This window comes from Fluviicola sp. (assembly GCF_039596355.1).
Taxonomy (GTDB): Bacteria; Bacteroidota; Bacteroidia; order Flavobacteriales_D; family Crocinitomicaceae; genus Fluviicola.
The window spans coordinates 343,246-366,028 of record NZ_JBCNJW010000001.1; the positions used below are offsets into that span (position 1 = coordinate 343,246).

The 22,783-nt window shown below is 47.6% G+C and carries 11 protein-coding genes; 8 read left to right on the plus strand and 3 right to left on the minus strand.

The window, feature by feature from the left end; genetic code table 11:
- Positions 1–58: 58 nt before the first annotated feature.
- Entirely contained in the window at positions 59–1,234 is a 1,176-nt protein-coding gene (locus tag ABDV94_RS01380; protein ID WP_343604114.1) for a DUF2235 domain-containing protein, read from the minus strand.
- A gap of 28 nt (positions 1,235–1,262) precedes the next feature.
- Complete coding sequence (locus ABDV94_RS01385) at positions 1,263–2,063, minus strand: M15 family metallopeptidase (protein WP_343604115.1); 801 nt, start codon at positions 2,061–2,063, stop codon at positions 1,263–1,265.
- Positions 2,064–2,478: 415 nt separating this feature from the next.
- On the opposite strand from ABDV94_RS01385, the gene ABDV94_RS01390 reads away from it, so the two are divergent.
- The 8 genes from ABDV94_RS01390 to ABDV94_RS01425 are packed head-to-tail and all read left to right on the plus strand — an operon-like array spanning position 2,479 to position 22,367.
- Entirely contained in the window at positions 2,479–4,224 is a 1,746-nt protein-coding gene (locus ABDV94_RS01390; protein WP_343604116.1) for a hypothetical protein, read from the plus strand.
- The gene (locus tag ABDV94_RS01395; protein WP_343604117.1) at positions 4,217–6,217 is read left to right on the plus strand and encodes a hypothetical protein; all 2,001 of its coding nucleotides are present in this window, start codon (positions 4,217–4,219) and stop codon (positions 6,215–6,217) included. The genes ABDV94_RS01390 and ABDV94_RS01395 overlap by 8 nt, the downstream gene beginning before the upstream one ends.
- A gap of 10 nt (positions 6,218–6,227) precedes the next feature.
- Positions 6,228–7,202, plus strand: coding sequence for a hypothetical protein (locus tag ABDV94_RS01400; RefSeq protein ID WP_343604118.1), 975 nt, complete (start codon positions 6,228–6,230; stop codon positions 7,200–7,202).
- A gap of 1 nt (position 7,203) precedes the next feature.
- On the plus strand, positions 7,204–11,481 hold the full coding sequence (locus ABDV94_RS01405) for a PKD domain-containing protein (protein ID WP_343604119.1): 4,278 nt from the start codon (positions 7,204–7,206) through the stop codon (positions 11,479–11,481).
- 7 nt (positions 11,482–11,488) lie between these two features.
- Positions 11,489–12,952 (plus strand): PorP/SprF family type IX secretion system membrane protein, encoded by a 1,464-nt coding sequence (locus tag ABDV94_RS01410; protein ID WP_343604120.1) that lies wholly within the window; start codon positions 11,489–11,491, stop codon positions 12,950–12,952.
- Between the two features lie 8 nt (positions 12,953–12,960).
- Positions 12,961–16,287 carry a PKD domain-containing protein gene (locus ABDV94_RS01415; protein ID WP_343604121.1) on the plus strand — a complete coding sequence of 1,109 codons (3,327 nt, stop codon included), beginning with the start codon at positions 12,961–12,963 and terminating at the stop codon, positions 16,285–16,287.
- A gap of 7 nt (positions 16,288–16,294) precedes the next feature.
- A complete protein-coding gene (locus ABDV94_RS01420; RefSeq protein WP_343604123.1) occupies positions 16,295–21,451 on the plus strand; it encodes a hypothetical protein in 5,157 nt (1,718 codons plus the stop codon).
- Positions 21,420–22,367, plus strand: a complete 948-nt coding sequence (locus ABDV94_RS01425) for a hypothetical protein (RefSeq protein ID WP_343604125.1) — start codon at positions 21,420–21,422, stop codon at positions 22,365–22,367. Before ABDV94_RS01420 ends, ABDV94_RS01425 begins: the two co-directional genes overlap by 32 nt.
- 123 nt (positions 22,368–22,490) lie before the next feature.
- On the opposite strand, the gene ABDV94_RS01430 is transcribed toward ABDV94_RS01425, so the two are convergent.
- A complete protein-coding gene (locus tag ABDV94_RS01430) occupies positions 22,491–22,616 on the minus strand; it encodes a hypothetical protein (protein ID WP_343604127.1) in 126 nt (41 codons plus the stop codon).
- Between the last annotated feature and the right edge of the window lie 167 nt (positions 22,617–22,783).

The following is a 22,783-nucleotide window of genomic DNA, read 5'->3' on the forward strand; positions in this document are numbered from 1 at the left end:
TTCACTTCGTCGAAAGAAACAAAAAAATGCACCCGAACGAATTCAGGATCAGACCGGATTACCCGGTCTGGTGGAGTTGCTGATCGGAAATAGTACCGGAATAACTCATTACAGGCATGATCCGGATCACGTGATCCAAATTCCGCAAGCGTGGAAAATCTGCCAGGTTTTTGTCTCCGTAGCGGTCAATGACCGACTGGTGAAGGAATTCCCGGGTGTGCAAATCGCCGCTGGTTTCCGGAATTTTATAGAACAGATTAAACAAGATGCGCTTCCAGAAAGGAACAGCCGTTTTCCGGTTGTCGATGATCCGGTAATACTTCGGAAAGAGTTTGTACATACCGGTTCTGGACTCATTTTTGAGGCTTTTGGCATAGACTGATAATTCGTCCGGAGTGACCTGGTGGTCAACGATTAATCCATGTTCTCTGGCCCTGGTGATCAGGTAGTTCAGCGGAATATGGAAAAGGTCTCCTGTGTGGTAACCGCCGCCGACATCGCTGTGAACGCCGCAAAACCACACCTGTTCCAGTTTTTGGTCTTTAAACTTGTCCGAAGTTTCCTGCTGCCAGAGCGTAGGGGCAAAAAACACTCTTTTTTCATCGATTGCCAGTGCGTGATAGGCGTTTTGAATAATGGCGCTCAGTTTTACATCGTGGAAACGGTGACTTTTGGTACCGAAACGACCAATTTTAAACGGAATCCCGAGCGATCCAACAGTATCCCAAACGCCGATAAACTTGATGGGAGTCTGCTCCAGCGGAAAGGAAAAATGATTCCGGAAAAACTTTGATTCCCCGCTTTCCGGGTGGTGTTTCCGGTTCCGGCTCCGGTAGATGAAAAAAGCGCGTTCTGCTTTGGAAATGAAATCGCTTTTCAGGATCCCACAATTGCGGATTAGCCCCGCAAGACTCCGGACAGTATATGCGCCTCTGCTGAACCCGAACAGGAAAATCTCCGTCCCCGGTGTATACCGTTCGATGATGAATTTGTAGAGTTCCAGGATGTTGTCGTCGATCCCTTTCCCGGTAAAGCCTCCGAGGAATTTGTCTTTGCTGTCGCCTGTACCGACTCCTTCGTGATAATAAACGGATTGAACATCGCCATTCGGGCAGTTTTCTTTGACTGTATGGACAAAACTCTTGAAAACATTAGTCTGAGCGAGATGCACTCCGTCTTTGTTTGCCGATGAATTCCAGGTTCCATCGGCAAAAATGACGATTCGTTTTTGCATGTGATTGATTTTGGTGGTTTAGTGGATGTTATTTTCGGATGATTTTAGCTGCTTCGAAGTGCATTCCGTCCGGCCTGCTGAAATGTCCGCCCCAGTAGAAGCCCCATTTGTTGGCAATCGGAACAAGTTCCCGCACCGAACCGGTTTGCCCCACCTGAGCTGGCGTTCTTCCCAGTCCGTTCCAAGGCACATTGATGTCGAATGCTGTTCCGTAGGAATGATTGGAAAGCACCGTTTTACTTCCTCTCACGAAACGCGGTACATATGACCCCGCATAGGATTTTACCAGGTGGAGCAGGCCTTTTTGTTCGATTTCGATGAAAAATTGCTGCAGTTGGTATGCGCAGTCTTTGTGAAAACGCATGCTGCCGTACTTCCCGTTTGTTGCTGTTGCAAGTTGTGGAATAGGTACGGAAATGATGTGGTCTTTCTCAAACGAATTGGTGATGACGATTCCTTCCGGGTTACTGGCTGTTGGTTTGGCTTTGAAGGTTATTTTTCCAAACACAGCTTCCCGCTGGGCGTTTGAGACCAATGGCGGAAAAGCCGGTTTTTCGGGGAAATTGAACGATACCGCAACGGGAACGGAGTCATCTGAAATTTGAAGGTCAAAACCCAGTGAAACGGCCTTGGCCCATGTCGTTGGCCCGACGATTCCATCCGTTTGTAATTTGTACTTCAGCTGAAAGTTTTTGGTTGCATGGAGTGTTTTGGTTCCGAAATCGTCATCAATGGTACTTTGATACAATTTCAGACCTCTTAAAAATGTCTGCCAGTCTCCGACCAGCTCATTTTTCAACCCTTTTCTAAGGACGATTAATTTTTTCATTGTTTGCAGGTGATTATAAAATGATATTATTGGGGCCAAACGGCACGAAACAACTCATTCTGATTTAAGGTCATAACGAAAAAAACGATGAATCATTTTGGATGGAGTTGTGTTTTTGACGGTGGTGATTTCAAAAATGATTCATCCGGACATGAAATTCAGCGATAGTGATGTTTCGCAACTCTAAGATACGAAAAAGAATGATTGGTTGTATCTTCTTATGCGTAAAAAGACATCAGTTAGTGATTAAAAACAGGTCAATAATTGATTTGTCGTGTATTTTCAAGGGGTGTAGGAATATCTGTGTTAAGGAATTCTGAAAGATGAATTTATTTAAAAATAAAAACGGGCATTTTAACAAATTTTCACTTTCTTTGCTTCATCAGACTATAACTATTTTAAATCGGAACAACCCTTGGCCACAAGAATCCTGTTTATTTTCACCTTATTCTCTCATGTACTGTTTGCTCAGGATGTGGAGAAGCTGGCTTCGGATGCCAAAAATCTGTTGAAGCAGGATCCATTGCTGATCAGCGGAGGTTTGAATGCATCGATGGTATTTTACGATGCGAAGGGGATGCAGATGAACCGTGATCCGTTCTACTGGTCGTTGAACGGGAATATGAACCTGAGCCTTTATGGAAAAATTTCGTGCCCGCTTTCTTTTACATTAACGCAACAAGATAAACAGTTCTCAAACGGATTGGATCGCTTTAACCAGCCTTTCAACCAGTTTGGAATCAGTCCACACTACAAATGGCTCACGGTGCATGCCGGCTACCGCACGATGGAATTCAGCGAATACTCCCTGAGCGGAGCCATGTTCCTGGGGGGCGGTGTGGAAATAGCACCAACGAAAGGAATTGTATCGGGGAGTGTGGCATTCGGCCGTTTTCTGAGAGCTATTCCGACGGGTGGAATTGACGGTGTTTCCGTTTCCCTGCCTTCCTACGAACGATGGGGCGGAGCGGCAAAACTCAAAGTGGGAAAAGACAAGAACTTCATCGAGTTCATTTACTTTAAAGCGACGGATAAAAAAGAATCCATTCCTTTTGATACGTCTACGAATGTACTTCCGGCAGACAACCAGATCGTGGGATTGAAATTCATGAAATCCATCGGTGAGAAACTGTCGTTTCAGGGATCATACCACTACAGCATGTTCACGCCGAATACCTATCTGCCCGTTTCCAAAATTGAGCGCTTTACGTATATCAACAAAGTTTTTTCGCCACGCGCCAATTCCCGCTTCAATGCAAGCTACAATTTCCAGGTCGATTACGAGATCAAAGGTTACCGGATCGGGGCGAAATTCAAACGCGTAGATCCTGATTATGCTTCGTTGGGTTCCGTTTTCATCACCAATGACGTGCAGGAATTTTCAGGTACGCTGGGGAAGGGATTCTTCAAAAACCGGGTGAACATCAACCTGGGAGTGGGAACCACCAGAAACAACCTTGACCGGAACCAGATTGCCACGCAGCGCCGCCTGGCATTGAACGGATCCGTGAACATGAGTTTGGTGAAAAACATGAACCTGTCCCTTTCATACAATAGTTTTTCAACGGATGTGGTAGCGATCAAAGACGTATTCTACGATTCGATCCGCTTGTCGCAGGTCAATGAAACCGGAACGATGAATATCAGCTACAACCTGGGGAAAAATATCCGCCACGTCTTCAACCTGAATACGACGTACCAGGAATCGGGAGGAAACAAGCAGGCTGCAACTTCGGTTTTCATGCTCAATCCTTCCTACAACATGAATGTGTCGAAATACAACATCGGTTTCACGGTTGCGGGAGCCTATACGGTGAGTGATGCGCTGTCTTCCCGGACGGAAAATTTCGGACCTACTTTGGGATTGAATACCTCTTTCTTCAAAAACAAACTGAAAGCCGGAGTGAACGGTTCATACCAGAGTTCCAAAATGAATAAAGTGCTTTCGAACCGGAACTATGCGGTGACTTCGTTCCTGAATTACACACTCACCAAATCACAAGCCCTGAAAGTCAATTATGCCTTTATCAACCGGGTGGCTGTGGTTGCCGGAGCACAGGATTTTATCGAAAACAGGCTCACCATTGCTTATAGCTACACATTCAACACCAGCTACCGCAAAATAAAAGAACTCATTAAAGCGAAAAAAACGGATGAATAGACTGCTTGGAATACTGTTTCTATTGGTTTCATGTTCCCTGTCTGCACAGGAGAACCGATTGGTGATGAAGCAAAACAGTCATTCGATTGAAGTGAAATGGTACTCGAAAGAGCTGATCTTTCGCGAACCGACTGTGTTGTTCCGCTCTGTCAATAACGGAGAATGGGAGAAGGTCGGTCCGGTGCAGTTTGTATTTGGTCAACAGAAACCCACAGCGGAAGAAGTCAAAGCCGATCCGGAGCTGAAAGATTTGCAGGATTTGTTTAAAAGCTCCAAAAAGCTCGACGGACTGGGCTTGCTGATCGTGACCCTGAAATCATTTAACAGCGTTCCTTTTTGCCGTTTTTTAGGAAATTATTACGAAGATACACAGGTAACGGCCGGAAATGCATACCGCTACCGCGTTGTGAAAGCAGGGCAAACCGCTTCGAATCCGCTGGCGGAATCGGTTGTGCAGGTGATGGGAGCACCAACGCTTAGTGCTCCGGTAGACAGTTTGCAGTTCAAAACCCGAAAAAGAGCCGTTGATTTCCGCTGGAAGCCGGAACCGGATCGGTATTACGGAGTAGAAGTGTACCGGTCGGAACAGCCGGACAGTATCGGGAAGTTGATGACCAAAGACCCGATTTTGATTTCGAAGGTTCAGGATCCGAACGGAAAAACCACTTACCCCGAATTCTTTTTCAGCGAAGAAAAACTGGCAGAGAAGAAAACCTATTACTACACCTTTGTGGGAGTTGGTTTCTTTGGCGAACGATTAAAAGCTTCCGCACCGTTAAAAGTGCGCATCAAAGACGAAACATTGCCGGGAGCACCGGAAAATCTTCATAAAACGGTCTACGGAAAACAAGTGCAGCTGAACTGGTTTAAAGAAACGCAGGAAAGCGATTTTGCCGGTTACCGGGTCTACCAGGGGAAGGCAAAAAACAGGGACTCAGCTCAATTTGAAATTTCAAACAAAGAGTTACTACCGTTTGCAGATTCATCTTTCCGTGCATCGGTTCCGGAATTTGGGGTGTATTTCTTCAAAGTGGCGGCAGTGGATGATGATGAAAACGAAGGTTTCTCTGCCGAATTGGTTATTGAAGTCATAGACAACGAACCTCCGTCTATTCCATTGAATGTGAAAGTGATCAGCGATACGGCCCGGTTGATCATCACCTGGGACAACAACCCGGAATCCGATATATTGGGGTATAAAATTTACCGATCGATCAAAAACGATCAAAACAACTTATCGCTGCTATCGGCAAACGTATTGAAAACGAATGTGTTTTACGATTCGCTGCCGGCAAATGCCCTGAATGCGTTTACCTATGCGGTCATTGCGCTCGATACCAGCTTAAACGAAAGTAAATTGTCGGAGCCGGCAACCAATGTGATGATTGATATTCGTCCGCCGAAACAACCATTCCTGAAACAGGTGTACCGGGAAGATGATAAAGTGGTGATCGAATGGGTGAAAAACACCGAACTGGATTTGGCGGGTTATCAGTTGTTCCGCATTTCAGAGACCGATACGAACCGTGTGCGCCTGAACAAAGACCTCGTTCCGAAAGACATTTCAAGTTACTACGACCGCACGGCAGAGCCGGGGAAATCGTATGACTATTTTATGACTGCGCTGGATATCCGGTCGAACTGTTCGAAAGAATCCAACCGGATCACAATCCGCATCAAAAGCGAAACGGCTGATGTGAAGCGCAAAGTGGAGATTTCCAAAGTGAAATACGATAAAGTTACCGGATCGGTGAAAGTTTCCTGGAAATCGAGTCCGGTAGAAGAAACGGTGAGTTATGTGCTTTTCAAGCGAACTGCCGGAACCGAATTTAAAATGCTGACCTCCCGGAGTGAGATGACTTCCTACCGGGATGAGTCTGTACAGCCTGGAGATTTAATGGAATACCAGGTGCGTATGTACAACCAGGAAGGAAAAGTAGTCAGAAGCGGGATCGTCTCGTTTTCAGTACCAGAAAAGAAAAAGAAAAAATAAAACAATCGCTATGAAAAGATCAATCGTTTTCGCTTTGTTTGCCTTGTTCACAGTAACCGGTTTGCAGGCGCAGGTAGGAATCAACACCCAAACACCTGATAGTACCGCTGCTTTGGATATTCAATCTCCATCGGGAGGAGCTAGTCAGCGCGGAGTCTTATTTCCGAGAATGACGAGTGTCCAGAGAACCGGAATGAGCAATCCTGCGCAATCTCTGTTGGTATTTGATACGGATAGTATGATGTTTTATTACTATGTAGGAACCCGATGGGTCGGTCTGGCCGCTGTTGAACCGGTAGGCTCAGCTAATTCCGGCGTTCCGAATATCAGCGGTGATTTGAAACTGAATGCAGGGACGGTTTCTGCAACAAACATTAACTCGAATACTGTCAATACCGGTCTTCTTGCGGTAAACGGGTTCTCCAATAATGCACTTGTGCCTACCGGAGCAATTATGCTTTGGAGCGGAACAACGCTCCCTGCCGGGTGGGGATTGTGCAATGGTCATTATTACGGCCCGGGAGGTTCCGAATTTGTTTCACTTCCACCATTTTTTATTCCTGATTTAATCAAGGCTCCTGATTTGAGCGGGCGTTTTGTTGTTGGCTATAACCCTGGAGCGGCGGCGACACCTGCAACGGCTCCGGCTGATGGAACAACCATCAACTACGGTCAGATCGGGAATACCGGGGGAGAAACCGGACATCAACTGACAAGTGCCGAAAGTGGTCTTCCTGCTCATAATCACAATATCAATGATCCGGGACACTACCACACGATGTACGGATATATCCAGAGTGGTGATGGTTATGCCAACGGAAATGACAATGGAGATGGTGCTTTGCAGGGAAATAACGCTGGTACAAGTACTTACTCGGCTTCAACCGGGATTTCGATTCAAAACAGTGCGACACAGGACGCTTCGCAGGTGCACGAGAACAGACCACCATATTATGTGTTAGCCTACATCATCAAACTGCCTTAACATGAACAAACAACTACTTCTATGGATGTTGTTTCTGCTGGGTGGGGGATTTTCCATCGCTCAAAACGGGTTGTTTGTCAACGACTCACTTGGCGGAATCAGGGTCATGCATAATACGTTTATCAGCATCGACGGAGACTTGCAAATGCTCAAGGCCTTCCCGAATCCACTCAATAAGATGTTTAACGGCCAGGTATACCTTACGGGAAACCTGGTGACTACCGATACGCTTTATTTTGAGCGACAAGACAGCGTGCCGGGAATCAAACCGGCGCAAATTCACTTTATCGGGAATACCGACTCCCGGATTCTGGGGACGATTCCTCCGAAACTTTCCCAGGTGATTATCAACAAATCTGCCGGGAATGTATTGGCCGAATCCGGATTTGAACTGCACGACACGATCCGTTTTCAGAGCGGAAATGTCATTATCGATACGAATGTACTGGTTGAGCTGGTCTACCACACGGGAACCAATTCCGTTGATTCCAATCCGTGGCTGATCGGGGAATCCGCCCAGCACCGGTTTACCGGGGAAGGAATGCTGCACACCACTTTTCCCATCGCCGCAGGGCATGAATTGTCGGTTGCCAATACGGGATTCTTCTTTTACGGACACCAGAGTGATACGCTGAACCTGTACCGCGGACATAAAAAAATGCTGTATGCAGGAAACGGAAGTATTGACCGCTTCTTCGACGTGGCTTTTGTCAACTCCATGCTGAATATCATCAATCACGATACGATTTCATTGAAATACCTCGGAGATGTGAACTATGCCGCGATGGGTGTTGATGCCAATCGTTTGGGAGTGTTTGTTTCCCCGCAGTTCCAGGACATGGATTTCCGGAGAATTCCCGCACAGCAATTCCCGGCACAGGATAGCGCTTCGCTCACGAACGGTGCTCATTTTGCTTTGCCGCAGGTCAATGTTTCACCGGCATTTTACCGCGTAACCTTTGCGGATACCTTGTGTAACCAAATTCCGGTTTCGGCACTTCCTGACACGATGCTGCACATTTGTGCGGGAGACAGCGCCCTGGTGCAGGTTCCGGGAGCAGGTCATCCGTACCCGGTTTATTGTTTCTGGGCAGACGGATCGCAGGCAAGCAGCCGCTATGTTCATCCGGCATCGGTTCAGCAGCAACTGATTGTGCGTTTGATCGATTCACGTGGTTGTGCGTTAACGGACACCTTGTTCATTGACAGTACGGCTTCTGCTCCTGTCGCGCATTTTACGTGGGACGATGCCTGTTTCGGGGATTCGGTGTATGTACACAATGGTTCGACGATTAATCCGGGAACGTTCACTTCTTCCTGGGCATTCGGAAACAATACCTTCCAGGTTTCTGCCGACAGTACGATCGGAATTCACTATGCAACTCCGGGAACGTATGTGGTGAGTCTTCACCTGGAATCCAACTACGGCTGTACAGCAGACACGTCTCACCAGGTCGATGTGTTTAACCTTCCGACAGCTTCCTTTACCTTAACGGAAAATTGTTTCTACGATGTTTTCCAGGCGGATGGAAGTGCTTCGACGGGAATCACGATTCCTTCTTCGTATGCAGTAACTTCTTACAACTGGTTCCTGGATAATGCATTGCTTCCAAATACCACTTCGACGTTCAATTTAACTCCTCCTGCAGTTGGAAACCACACGCTGGATTTGGTTGTTGCTGCAGGTGGCGGATGTTCGGATACGCTTCAGCAGGCATTTACGGTCTTTGCACCGGATACTGCATCGTTTACGATTTCGAATGCGTGTGCCGGGCAAACGGTAACCATTTCCAATACGTCTTTGATTCAGAACTCCGGGGCAACCTATTTCTGGACTTTCGGTGACGGAACCACTTCAACGGCGGCAACTCCGGTGAAAACGTATGCGAACCCGGGAACATATTCTGTTAAATTGATTGTATCAACGGATGCCAATTGTGCTGATACTGCGACGACCTCCGTAACGATTTACGGTCTTCCTCCGGTTTCATTCACTGCCGGGAATTCCTGTGTGTTTGTACTCAATGCTCCGATGCCGGATGTGATCGACAACAACCTCACATACTCCTGGAATTTCGGAGACGGGTATACCAGCTCGCAAATCACTCCGCAACATGCTTACGGAATTTCCGGAACCTATACGATTTCCCTCGATGTTTCCAATTCAAACGGCTGTTCAAGTCACCAGGAAGTTCCGGTAACGATTTACACTGCTCCGAATGCTTCTTTCAACAATACGACGGCTTGTCTCGGAAACGGAACGCAGTTCTATTCGAATGCATCCGGAACGGGATTGAGTTATTCCTGGAATTTCGGAGATTTGACACAGTCGGCTTTAATGAACCCGGTTCATACATACGGAACCTCCGGAAATTACCCGGTTCAGCAAATCGTGACGGATTTGAACGGCTGTTCCGATACAACAGTTCACACGGTGGTAGTCAATGCCTTGCCAAGTGTCAGCTTCGGAACCATTTCCACCTGTGGTTCACAATACGTATTGAATGCACAAAACCCGGGAAGTACTTACCTGTGGTCGCCGGGCAATCAAACCACACAGTCAATCCAGGTGCTTCAGTCCGGAACGTACTCGGTGTCCGTGACCAATGCAAACGGCTGTTCTTCTTCAGCTGCCGCAAACGTGACGCTGAACAGCATTGTTTCCCCGGATTTGGGAGCAGATACTTCCATTTGTGGTACCGTTTTGTTTGATGCGCATTACCCGGGATCAACGTATCTCTGGCAGGATGGATCAACTGCTCAGACCTTCACGGCTTCCGCTGCCGGAACTTATTGGGTTCAGGTAACGGATCAGAATGGTTGTGTGGGCGCTGATACAGTGGAGATTCAGAACGTATTTGCTGCTGCTGCTCCGAACCTGGGGCCGGATCAATTGTTGTGTTCAACCAGCCAGTCGGTGACTTTGACTCCGGGAACTTTTGCAAGTTATTCCTGGAATACCGGTTCGCAAACGCCTTCTATCCAGGTAAGCACGAGCGGTTACTACATCGTGAGTGTGACAACTGCGGATGGTTGTTCCGGGAAAGATACCGTTTCGGTACAGTTCAATAGTTCACCGGTGACTTCTCTGCCGAATAACGTAACGGGGTGTGACAATACCACATTGGTCGGAGCTTCGAATCCGGGATACCAGTATCTGTGGAACGATGGAAATACGAACCAGATCCGCACGATTTCAACATCCGGAACGTATAGCGTTATCGTGACCAACCCTTCAAACGGTTGTACATCTTACGATACCACCGTGGTGCAGATCAACCCGACTCCTGTAGTGAATTTGGGCCCTGACGCAACCGTGTGTTCCAATACACCTTTGCAATTGAATGCACCGCAGATTGCAGGAGCTTCCTATTCGTGGACTTCTTCATCGAACGCGGTGGTGAGTACCACTTCATCGTATGTTCCGACCAGCAGTGATACGTATGTAGTGACCGTGAATACACAGGGCTGTTCAGCCAGCGACGCGATTTCCGTAACGCTGCTTCCTGCGCCTTATGTACCACAGCACGCTTCGGTTTACTATATCTGCGGAACAACTCCTGTTACGCTCAACGGTAGTTTGTTCGGTCAGAATAACTGGACATCCAGTTTCGGATTGATTTCCCAACAGCAGAACCTGACCGTGTATGAAACCGGATCGTATTATTTGCAGGCGGCAGTTGCCGGTTGTCACGTAGCTGACACCTTTAAACTGGAAACCTCTCCGAGCCAGATCCAGGCGATGTACATGGTAGACAACGATACAACGAAAAACAATGCCCTGAAATTCATCGATTTGTCCGAACCGACTCCGCTGAGCTACCACTGGGATTTCGGCGACGGAACGTTTGATACGATTCCATACCCGGTACACGAGTATTCGTTCGTAGACACCTTCTACACGAGCTTGACGGTATCGAACGGAATTTGCATCAGCACCTACCAGAAAATGGTGAATCAGAAAGACTTCATGCCGCACGATCTGAACCCGAATCCGGGGGCGTCTCTGGATTTTGACCAGGTGAATGTCTATCCGAATCCTTCATCGGGACTCCTGCATGTGGAAATCGGTCTGAACAACAAAGCCGATTTGAAAGTGGTATTGGTCAACCCGCTCGGACAGCAGTTGAAAGCAGATTTCCTGAACGAAGTAAATTCCTATTATGTGGATTACGACCTGACGGAGTTTGCCCAGGGAATGTATTATGTGCACGTAACGGCGGAAAGTCTGAAAGGAAAGATTTCACGCATGTTTAAAGTATTGAAAACGAATTATTAATTGAAATATGTTCAAACGGATTAACGTAATCGGTATTTGCTTGTTGGTTGCTTTTTATGGAAAGTCACAGCAGGTAAATACCATCAACCTCATTCATCAGCAGCCGGCCTTTTTGAATCCTGCAGGGCTGGGTATTTCCGGGAATACGGTTTTTGCCGATTACCGGAAACAATGGTCCGGATTTTCAAACGCTCCGGAACAACTGTCCTTGTTGATGGAGGGAGCATTTATGCAAAACAAAATCGGATTGGGGTTGATGGTGGAGCAGAACCAGGTGGGGATGCTGAACCGTTTTCACATCGGGGGAGGTTACCGCCACCGCTTGAAATTTTCGGATGAACATTACCTGAACCTGGGGTTACAGCTCGGAGCAGAGCGCAGTTCCATCGACTTTTCGCGCGTGCAGGCTTACGATCCTTCTGAGATTGGGGATTTGCAAAACGGGCAGTCTTCAACGGTGGCACGGGCAACGGTTGGAGCTCATTACCATGTTGCGAAGTTTGATATCGGATTGGCAGCGACGTTGTTTTTTGGGCGCAACCTGAAATTCACGAACCCGGTTACCACTGCTTCGATGTATTTTTCGAAGGTTCCGTATTACAGTTTTTACGTCAGAAGACCATTCAAATTGTCCGACAGATGGAAGTATACGCCATCCCTGATCCTGATTTCAACCCAGGGACTTCCTGCATTTATTGATCACTGTCACACCTTTGATTTCGACAACCGGATTGATTTCGGAATCGGTCACCGGCAAACGTCGAACCTGTACCTGCATGCAGGAGTGGTGTTGTGGTCGCAGATCAAAATTTCCTATGTCTACCAGCAGAATGTGTCGAGATACGCAGCGATTTTATCGAATACACACGAAGTCGGCATCCGTTTTAACCTGAAATCGCGGGAACAGGGCGTGTCGGGAACACCTTCGCGCCGTTCGGACGAAAAACTACAGGAGCAGATTGATCAGAACGAAATCCGCATCCGGGAACTGAACCGCAAACTGGATTCGCTGCAGCGCCACCTGATTGATCAGAATAACGAGATTGAATCCATTAAGAAAGAACAAATCGACAAAGGCGAACTGGAAAAACTGATCCGCGAGGTGAAAAACCAGGATTCGCTCAGTACCATCAAAGTGGCTTCCTACGAGGTAATCAACGTTCCGAATGATGTGAACCTGAACAACATGCTGGAGGATGCAAATGCTTCCTACCACATTGTGTTGGGAGCATTCCGGAATATGAACAAAGCGCAGGAACTGAAGAAACTGCTCAAACGGGATGCAGGAATCGATTCCCGCCTGATTTCCATCATTCTCTCTGACCGGACGATGTATATGGTCACTTTGAACGAGGAATACAAAGAACTGAAGAAGGCAACGAAAGATTTGCTGGCTTTCAGAAAGGAAAAGCGGGTTCAGCTTGCTAACATGATCAACGGAGAAGTGTGGATTTTAAAAATGAAGAAATAATGAAGAGCATGTTGAAAATCGTTTTCGGAATAGTGCTGCTGGTCGGTTCGATTGGCGGTGCAACTGCTCAGGCTTCGGTTGGGGGAACATTGCAAAGTCCCGACACGGCTAAATGTGTTACATCCAACTCGGGAAGCATTCAATTGACCGGGTATACCGGAAATATCATCCGCTGGGAATACAGCTACAGCGGGGGAGATCCGTGGACGCCGATTGCTCATACTTCTGCGGTATACAACTTCACGAATTTGTCGCAGTCCATTTCATTCCGCGCGATCGTCCAGGTTCCGTCCAATCTTCCGGCAACTTCTTCCGTGATCCGTGTCAATGTGTACCAAACTTCTCTGGGAGGAACGATCAGCGGTGCGGCAGAAGTATGTCAAAGTTCCAATTACGTGTATGCACTTTCCGGGAGCAGGGGAAAAGTCCTGAACTGGGATCAAAGCACGAACGGAGGCTCTACCTGGTCGGCAGTGACGCAAAGCACGGACAGTACGGTACTTTCCCGGTCATTTACTCAAAATACACTGTACAGAGCCGTACTCAAAAGCGGGGTTTGCCCAACAGTGAATTCGCCTTCATTTTCGATCACGGCATACCAGCCATCCGTGAGCGGAACGATTTCCGGAACAGACAGTGTGTGTAAAGCGGCCAATACCGTTGCGCTCAACCTGAATGCTTCCACGGGAACGCAATTCGGCTGGCAGGCTTCCGTGAACCCGAATGGACCGTGGTCTGTTACGGGAACGAATGCCACCACTTATTCAACATCCAACCTTCAGAATACGTCTTACTACCGCGTGGTGGTTCAAAACGGAACCTGTCCGGAAAGTACTTCATCCGTTTACAAAGTGGCTGTTTCCGAAGTTTCAAACGGTGGAACTCTTGCCGGAGATCAACTGATTTGTATCGGGGATTCTGTGTTGCTGACGAATGTAAACTATACGGGAGCTATTCTGAACTGGGAAAAAAGTACTACCAGCGGGTCGGGCTGGAATGCTATCGGAAACCAAACGGTTTCTTACCTGGATAACACGCCGGCTTCCGATACCTGGTACCGCACTTCGGTGAAAAACGGCGTATGTCCGGCGGTATACAGCGTGGTGAAACAAGTCACAGTTTCTCCTTTGCCCGTTCCGGATTTTTCATTTGCGAATGCCTGTTCGGGAACACTGGTTTCGTTTACCAATACAACTCCCGGGACCAATACCTATACCTGGGATTACGGAGACGGAACCGGGAATACCGTCACAAATTCCAATCATACCTTTGCCGCTGCCGGAAATTACACCGTAACACTGAATGCAGTAAACACGGCAGGATGTTCCAATTCGATTGCTCACGGAATCACCGTGTATGCGCGTCCAACGGCTAACTTCAGCACAGAAGACACCATCTGTCTGGAAGACCTGGTGGTGTTTGCAAACCTGAGTCAGAATACGCAAGGTTCGATTGTCAGCTATGCATGGAATTTCAATAACCTGGGAACTTCCAACCTGGCAAATCCAACATTCTCTCAGTTTGTGAGCGGAACAAACCCGGTAAAATTGGTTGTTACGAACTCTGCAGGTTGCGCGGACTCCATTTCGAAAGTGCTGGTTATCCGCGATAAACCGATTGCAGGATTCGAATTTCAAAATGCTTGTTTGGGGATTCCGATCACGTTCTCGAACACGTCTTACGGTGGAAATGCACAGCCGTTCTATCACTGGAATTTTGGTGACGGGCAAACTGCTGCTGCTGTGAATCCGTCGCATACTTTTGCGGCTTCCGGGAACTACAACGTTTCGTTGATTGTTTCCAACAGTTTCCAATGTGCCGATACACTGGTATTGCCGTTGAACGTATTCAACCAGCCACAGATTAACTTTACCAATAACAGCGCGTGTTTGGGAGATTCTACCTTCTTCACGCCGTCTGTGAGCGGAGTGAGTGCGTATGCAACCAGCTGGAGTTTTGGTGACGGTTTCTCCGACACGGTAAACGCTCCGGGACACGTATTCAATAATTACGGAGATTTCCAGGTGCAATTAACCGTTTTGTCTGATTCCGGATGTACACAGAGCATCGTGAAGAATGTGCAGGTGTATGCCGTTCCGAACGCGCTTTTCAACGTACAGAACGGTTGTATGCTGGATTCTCTGGTTTTCACCAACTATTCATCGGTCGCTGCCGGAACGGTTTCAGCTGCCTGGGATTTGGGGAACGGCGTTACAACAACGACCTGGAGTCCTGTGAATGCCTACAACGCAGAAGGAGTTTACCCGATCAGCCTGATTGTGACTTCCAATTTTGGATGTACCGACACGATGCTTTCCGCATTAACCATTTTTGATAAGCCGCAGGCTTCGTTTACCGCAGCCAATGTGTGTTACGGTGTAGCAGTTGATTTCCATAACAGCAGTTCGGTTTCTTACGGAATCATTTCGGGCGTGTTGTGGGATTTCGGCGACAACTCTAATTCCACGATTTACAATCCGCAGAAAGCATACCTGAACAGCGGTTCCTACAACGTGAGCCTGGTGGTTCAATCTTCCAACGGGTGTAGTGATACGGTGGTTCAAACCATTGCCGTTTACGATGCCCCGATTGCCAATTTTACAGCATACAACAGTTGTTTGGGCAGCGCCACCACTTTTGATAATACGACGATTCTCGATAACGGTTCATTCTCTTCCCTGTGGCATTTCGGAGACGGGAATACCAGTACCTCATTTGCTCCGCAATACACTTTTGGAAGTGCGGGAGTTTACGTGGCAAAACTGGTCATCACTTCCGATTTTGGTTGTATGGATTCCATCAGCCGCCCGGTGGTGGTGTACAACCTTCCTGCTGCCAATGCAGGCCCGGATGCTCAAATCGACAAAGGATACCAGGCTGTGCTCACCGGAAGCGGGGGAGTGAATTATACCTGGGCGCCGTCAAACGGGTTGCTTACTCCGACAACGGCTTCCACGCCCGCTTCACCGGATGAAACGACAACGTATGTGATGACCGTATTCGATGTCAACGGCTGTATGAATACTGATACAGTGACCGTTTACGTGGACGACAGCTATAAAGTGAAACCGTTTAATTTCCTGACTCCGGACGGAAACGGGAAAAACGATACCTGGATTGTGGAGAATATCGAGACGTATCCGTCCAACCACGTGTCCGTATTCAATGAATTGGGCCATGAGATCTGGAGTACGGATTCCTATGCCAATACCTGGGACGGAAGAAACAAAACCGGTGAGATCATCACCGACGGAACGTATTACTATATCATTACTTTCTCCGGCTCGGACAAAGTGTATAAAGGAGATCTATTACTAATCAGAAATCACCAATAATCCGATGATGTTCAAACGTTTTATCCTGGTTTTTGCGGTACTTTTCGGGTTGCAGCATGCGGCGGTTTCCCAGGTCTATCCGACCGTGGTGAGTCCGTCCATTTTGGGCCCGTGTTCCATTTATTTTGAGGATTTCTACTCGGCGATGAATCCCAAATTAAGCGTACTGCTGCAACTCAACGATATGTCAGTTGCCCAGCGGGATGTGTACCTGAAAATGAAGATTACAGGTCCGGGGTTAACGATTGCGAGTATGCCGAATTCCAGGCCTGCCGTTCCGATTACGCTGACCGCCGGAATTCCTTCTACCTTGTTCGGAGCGGATATTTCGAGTGTTTTTGATTTCAATAACCTGGTTTTCTCCGGGATTTCACGCCAGCAGCTGGAGATCAACGGGCGTTTGCCGGAAGGAGCCTACATGGTGTGTTTCACCATCATGGATTACCAGCAAAATGTACCGCTTTCGCATGAAACCTGTGTTCCGGTTCAGTTGGCATTGAGTGATCCGCCTACGATTATCAATCCGCAGTGCGGAAGCGTGATTGAACAAGTTACTCCGACCAATTTCCTGTTCAACTGGATGCTCACCAACTCCAACTCGCAGGTAGATATGAGTAATGTCAATTACCAGATCAAACTATACGAAGTAACGCCTCAGACGGCAAATCCCCAGACTGCGATCATCAACAACCAGGCATTGCAGGTGTGGGAATCGGAACTGATTCACGGATATGTGTACAATTACGGGATCACCAACCCGGCGCTGGAAGTCGGGAAGAAATACGTGTACACCGTACAGGCCATTGAAAACACTCCGAAGTCTCAGATCAAGAATAACGGGTATTCTGCTCCCTGCTGGTTTTATTTCGGTTACCCGGAAGGTGGTAAAATTGAACTCACCAAACCGGATAGTTCCTACCAGTTTAACCTGAGCGACATCGGGTTATTCGGATGGAAACGACCGAACAATGCACTTTCCGGTCAGCTGGTGTCGTATAACTACAAACTGGTGAAACTGAACAACGGGCAGTCTCCTGTGGATGCAGTGGCAAACAATCCGCTGGTGAATACCTACACGATTAACCCGACCACGGAATCAAACATTTATTATACTTTGCCCCACGCTGCGCTGAACAGCCTGGAGAAGATGAAGACTTATGCCTGGACCGTTGAGGGAAAATCAGGCATGCAGACGATTGCCAAAAGTAACATCTATACGTTTGTCGGGCCGCCTCATATCGACCGTTTCTATGCCGCGAACTTCCTGGTGAGTGTGACCCGGATTACAGCATATGACTCTGTTACGCATATCATTTCCGGAACGGGGAAAACGCTTCTGAACGGACTCAATGAATCGCCGGAGTTTGAATTTCACAACATTCAGCTGGAATCTGCCGGAAATAACCTGTGGGTGATGGTTGCCGGACAAATCAAAGACGACATTATTCTTTCCGGCTATAACCTGAATCCGAAGACGCTTACTGCCAATGGCGTGATGCGTTTTCAACCGGACAGTATTTTCATTGATGCGGAAGAACTTAGGCTGGGAGGGAAGTGTTCCCTGCAATTGCCGCTAATTACGGATAATCATGTCGTTCCGCTGATTTATTCCCGGTATACCCGTTTGGCACTCACCAATTACTCATTTATCTTGTCGTATGAGAACCTGATCGAACTGGATAATAATTACAATTTCCCGCTTCTGGAGCCTTTCGGATTCCGCTTTTTGGTCGATCAGCCGTCGAAAATCCATATCCTCCAAAGTAAGTATGAATTGTTCCTGGACGGATTTGTCGAACTGCCTTCCAAGGTGAAAGAAACAAACGGTTCGTCGGTACTCATTCCGTATCGAAGCCAGCAGCAGGTGAATTACATGGAGGAAAACAACAACTCCTTCCTGGCCGAGCAGATCGATTTTCTTGAACATGCGGATTTCGGACTGCGTGCAAAGCATTACATGATCGACCTCACGGAATTGAAATCACCGGGAGATTTGGCGGCAGACAGTTTGTGGAAAGGGGTGTATTTTTATGCCGCAGACCTGGTGATTCCTCCGAACGGGGAAGCTACCAATCAATTGCTGGCGGACGAACAATTGAATGTGTCCTTCTTCAATACCACTACCGACTCCAATTCGGTGTATGTAGATGATAACGGGTTGCAGCTGGTAGGACAAGTTCCTTTTTCTTCATCTTCAGTCTTGAAATTCAATACCTTTCCGTCTTCATCAACGAACCTGACGATTGATATCCGGGAAAACTTCTTCAATTCGGGGAAACTGGTCGGGAATATCCAGATTCCGGTGATTGACACGACGCGTTTGTTCCCATACACCATCCCGCTGACTTCCGCTGGATTTACGATCGGTAACATTGATGAATCTTTGGTGAACCTGGCATTTACATTCAATGCCGGAGGTGGCGACGAAGAACGGGTGAATATGACGATTACACGTGCTGTATTCCGCGATAAGAACCGCATCGACATGGATTTGGATGCCGTTTGGCCTCATTTCCAGACAACATTGAACAACTTACAGGGCTTCAATGCCTGGGGAAATGGAAACATCGGGTTTGATATTCCGAACGGAGCAGCTTCCCTGAATGACCAGGCCATTGCCAAAAGCGGCGATTACAACCTGGTGATCGATTACGTGGGATGCGGACGAAACCTCAATGCGTATGCCTTCGGAGTTTCTGCCAAAATGAACATGGCGGAAAACATTTCAGGTGATGACGGAGCTCCGGTGGTGAATGCATACAGTGTGTACCTGAATCCGCTGCTTTCCGGAACGTTTGTGGGGAATGCGAGTGACCCGAACAGTATTCTAAGCGGATTCAACCCGGACGGTAATTCGGGAGTTTCTCCTGCTACTGCGGCAAATGCTGCCAACCTGAACGGCGATTTGAACTATTTAAGTGACAGCCTTGGGATCAATTATTCCGATACCCTGAATCCGGGTGGAAGTTCGAATGTACTGATCTCTGAAGGAACCTACGCGCAATTGCAGCGCATCGTAGACATTGCAGAGTTCTTCGTACAGTTTATGGATTCGACGAAAGTCGGTAAAGCACAGGATTACATCACGGTTGCAAAACAGGCCTTGAATTCAGACCTGGTAAAAGGAGCTGTAAACAAGGATCCGAAGGAATTTTTAAAAGATATCCTGGAAGATGCCCTCGATGGTTTGATCAAACGCGTCAACCAGCCGATTGTAAATGCAACGCAGTACGCCACCGGGAAATTCCGGAACCTGGTTAATGATAATGTTACTGATCCGATCAATAACAAGATCGACACGATCATCAAGAAAGTCTTTACCAAGATTGAAGAGCAGGCCGCGGCATACATTGAAGACCCGGCGGCGCTGAATGTGGTGAAAAACATCATCACTTCGGCAAAAACGGCTATCAGTACCGAGATCACGCAATCGGTTCACAATTCGATCGAGAATAACGTGACGAAGAAAATCACCGACTTTATCGAGATCGGGATTGCCAAACAGGTAACGGACTTTATTTCGAAGGAAATCAAGTATGTCGGGATGGAATTCATCACCAACGGTGTCCATGCAGACATCCGGATGGATAACATTGTAAACGATGCCGGTGACCTCTTTAAAAATATCGGGGACACGATTGTGCAGGGTGTGAAAAGCATCAGCATGAAAAACATTGTCAACACGGCACAAAGCCTGGTGGAAGATGCTGTGACGGGAATTGACTGGGATGCAGTCTTGCAGAAGATCTTGAATGACGTTGCCGGTCAGGGACTCGGTTCTTTGGTCAACTCCGCATTAGGAGATGCATTGAACGGATTGGGCGGCGAAGCATTCTCTTCGTTGCTGAACAATGTGAAGTTTGATTTCTCCAACCTCGGAGAGAAAATCAAGAACGGCGATATCAAAGGAATCGTCAAGTTTGACCCGACCAATATTACGATTAAAACCAGTGCCTGTGAGATCAAAGGACAGTTGAATCACACGAAAGATGATCCGATTTACGGCGACCACTGGCGTGCCATGGTGGAAGTCAAACTACTGAAGCCGGAAAAATTAAAATCCGTGTTTATTTCAGCCTTGTTTATTACCGGGAAAACCGGGTATTCGGCTCCGGTTTCTGCAAATTACGTTTCCCCGGTTGATCCGAATGACGCGGCGGCTGTTGCTGCTCAGCAGGCAGCATTGGCGGCAGACCTTGCAGATACCACCTTGTTCAGCTACTGGTTTGCCAGCCTGGATGTGGGCGGATTGAACGTACCGTTGACGCCGATCCCTTTAGCATTGAATGGAATCGGTGGATTTGCTTACCACCACATGCAGAAAGATTCCCCGACGGCCACGCCGGTTCCGTGCAGGCGCAACAAACTCGGGTTAGGCGTGAAGTTCCAGTTCTCAGATATTCCGATGACCGGAAAAATCGTCAAACTCGACATGCAGCTTGAAGTGATTATCAACGACGGAGCCTGGGCGATGGAAATGTATACGCAAGCCAAGGTCGGGAACAAAGGAGGAAACTCCGGAAGCTTCCCGCCGATCGCTACGGCAACGGGGATCATGGGGTATTACAGTGCGCTCAAGACCTTCAAAGGAGAAATTGTTGTTACGTTCAACACTTCGCCGCTCTTGTGTGCAGGAGGTAAAATCAAATTCCATTTCGACGGATTGAACCATACGTGGTATGTGAGTGCCGGTACGCAGGCAGAACCGATTTATGCGAAACTGTTGTGTAAAGACTGGTTGTCCGTTTCAGCATTCGTTGAAGCACAAAATACCGGGTTCAAAGCCGGGTTGGACATCAATATCGATATCCAGGCAAAATCTCCATGGGTTGATTTTGGAGTGGTTGAAGTGCGCGGTACGGCAGGATTCTATTTCAAATTCAATTCATACGTAGACTTGCAGTTTGAACCGGATTTCCGACTCAACGAAGCCTATGTATATCTCGCCGCCGGAGCTTCCATTGGAATTGATTGGAAAACAGCCGTCAAGGATGGACACTTTACGATTGCAGGAATTTCCATTGCGGGGTATGTGCATTACAAATCCGTGCCGGAAGGAAACCTGAGCGGTGGATTGAGCGGTTCGGTCACAGTATTGGGAATCAGTTGTGGAATTAATTTAAATGTGAATTATGACTTGGGGAACAGATCGGATAATTCGTAACGGATTGATCGCATGCATGCTGCTGACTGCTGGATTTTCACAGGAGCTTTATGCCCAGGGAAATGTGAGTCAGTGGGTGAAAGCATATATCGGAGGAAAAGGAAAGGATCAAAAGGCCTTTAGCTCCCTGATGCAGCACAACCCATCGGCAGATGTGGTGAAAGAGGTGGCTGCTTATGTGAAAGACACCAATAACACCACGTTTGAATATGCCGTATTCCTGGTGAAGAAAATCGAGAAGCGGGTTACGGACAAACAGGCGCGAACTTCATTGGTAAGGTCGCTGCTGGATTGTGCATTGAAACAAGACGCGCAGCTCAGTAAATCCGCACTCCGGGCGATGACCATTTTTGAGAAAACCTGCTTCACCGACGGAATCAAAGAAGACATCCGGCTGATCGCTGCTCACTATCCATCCGGCCGCCAGGAAGCAATGCTGCTTTTGGGCTACGTGGGAGAATCGGGCGATATTTCCTACCTGAACGGACTGGGACGCTATACCTCTCTGAGCAAGCAGGACAAGTATTACAGACAGCTTGCACTGGCTCGTTTGAATGATGGCGATGCGGTACAGGAACTGTGTGCTCAGATTAAGGAAAAGAAGTTGAATGACGAGGTCGTGATGAACATTGTGCCGGATTTGATTTACACCCGGAACAAGAAAATCTTCGACTTGCTGGTTCAGGAGATTCTAAACGACACCCCGAATTGCCTGTCGGCAAACAACGATTCACAGCAGCTGATTTTATGCGCCTACCGGATTATGGAGCAATTGTCGGGGAAAATCGTCGGGTTTCCCGTTCAGACAGATCGTTCGGGAGAAATCGCCGGAGATTATGCCGCTGCTTTGGAGCAGGCGCGAAAATGGATTGTAAGTACCAAACTGGAGTATTCTATTAACACGAATTACTATTAATTAACCGAACATGAAAAAGTTTCTGATATTCATCATTCTGATGGCATTTACAGCATTTCAGAGTGAGGCGCAGGATACCACCACTGCTCAGAATAATTATTTCCTGGAATTTGTCAAGAAGGTTTATTTCAACCCGACGGTTTTCCTGCGAACACAGAATTTCCGTGAAAGCACCAAGGTTAGGGCGCTGGTACTTCCGGATTTGAACGGTTCCGAAGCCAATACGATTACCGGTTTTGAAAAAGCCATGCAGAAGATTATCCGCTTCCTGATCGAAGGAGACGATAAGGGTTCGGTGCGCTTCTATTTTGACATGCATAACGGCACGGCTCCTTTTTCGTTTGTTCCTTCAGACGAATTGAAGTGTAAATTCCGGAATGCCGATGTGGATAGTATCACCAAACGTTTGAATGCTC

What these genes read in the sequence shown, in the direction of transcription:
- ABDV94_RS01415 (WP_343604121.1), top strand. Translation starts at nt 12,961, where the DNA reads ATGTTGAAAATCGTTTTCGGAATAGTGCTGCTGGTCGGTTCGATTGGC.
- ABDV94_RS01405 (WP_343604119.1), top strand. Translation starts at nt 7,204, where the DNA reads ATGAACAAACAACTACTTCTATGGATGTTGTTTCTGCTGGGTGGGGGA.
- ABDV94_RS01395 (WP_343604117.1), top strand. Translation starts at nt 4,217, where the DNA reads ATGAATAGACTGCTTGGAATACTGTTTCTATTGGTTTCATGTTCCCTG.
- ABDV94_RS01420 (WP_343604123.1), top strand. Translation starts at nt 16,295, where the DNA reads ATGTTCAAACGTTTTATCCTGGTTTTTGCGGTACTTTTCGGGTTGCAG.
- ABDV94_RS01380 (WP_343604114.1), bottom strand. Translation starts at nt 1,234, where the DNA reads ATGCAAAAACGAATCGTCATTTTTGCCGATGGAACCTGGAATTCATCG.
- ABDV94_RS01430 (WP_343604127.1), bottom strand. Translation starts at nt 22,616, where the DNA reads ATGGCTTTTTCAAAACCGGTAATCGTATTGGCTTCGGAACCGTTCAAA.
- ABDV94_RS01425 (WP_343604125.1), top strand. Translation starts at nt 21,420, where the DNA reads ATGACTTGGGGAACAGATCGGATAATTCGTAACGGATTGATCGCATGC.
- ABDV94_RS01385 (WP_343604115.1), bottom strand. Translation starts at nt 2,063, where the DNA reads ATGAAAAAATTAATCGTCCTTAGAAAAGGGTTGAAAAATGAGCTGGTC.
- ABDV94_RS01400 (WP_343604118.1), top strand. Translation starts at nt 6,228, where the DNA reads ATGAAAAGATCAATCGTTTTCGCTTTGTTTGCCTTGTTCACAGTAACC.
- ABDV94_RS01410 (WP_343604120.1), top strand. Translation starts at nt 11,489, where the DNA reads ATGTTCAAACGGATTAACGTAATCGGTATTTGCTTGTTGGTTGCTTTT.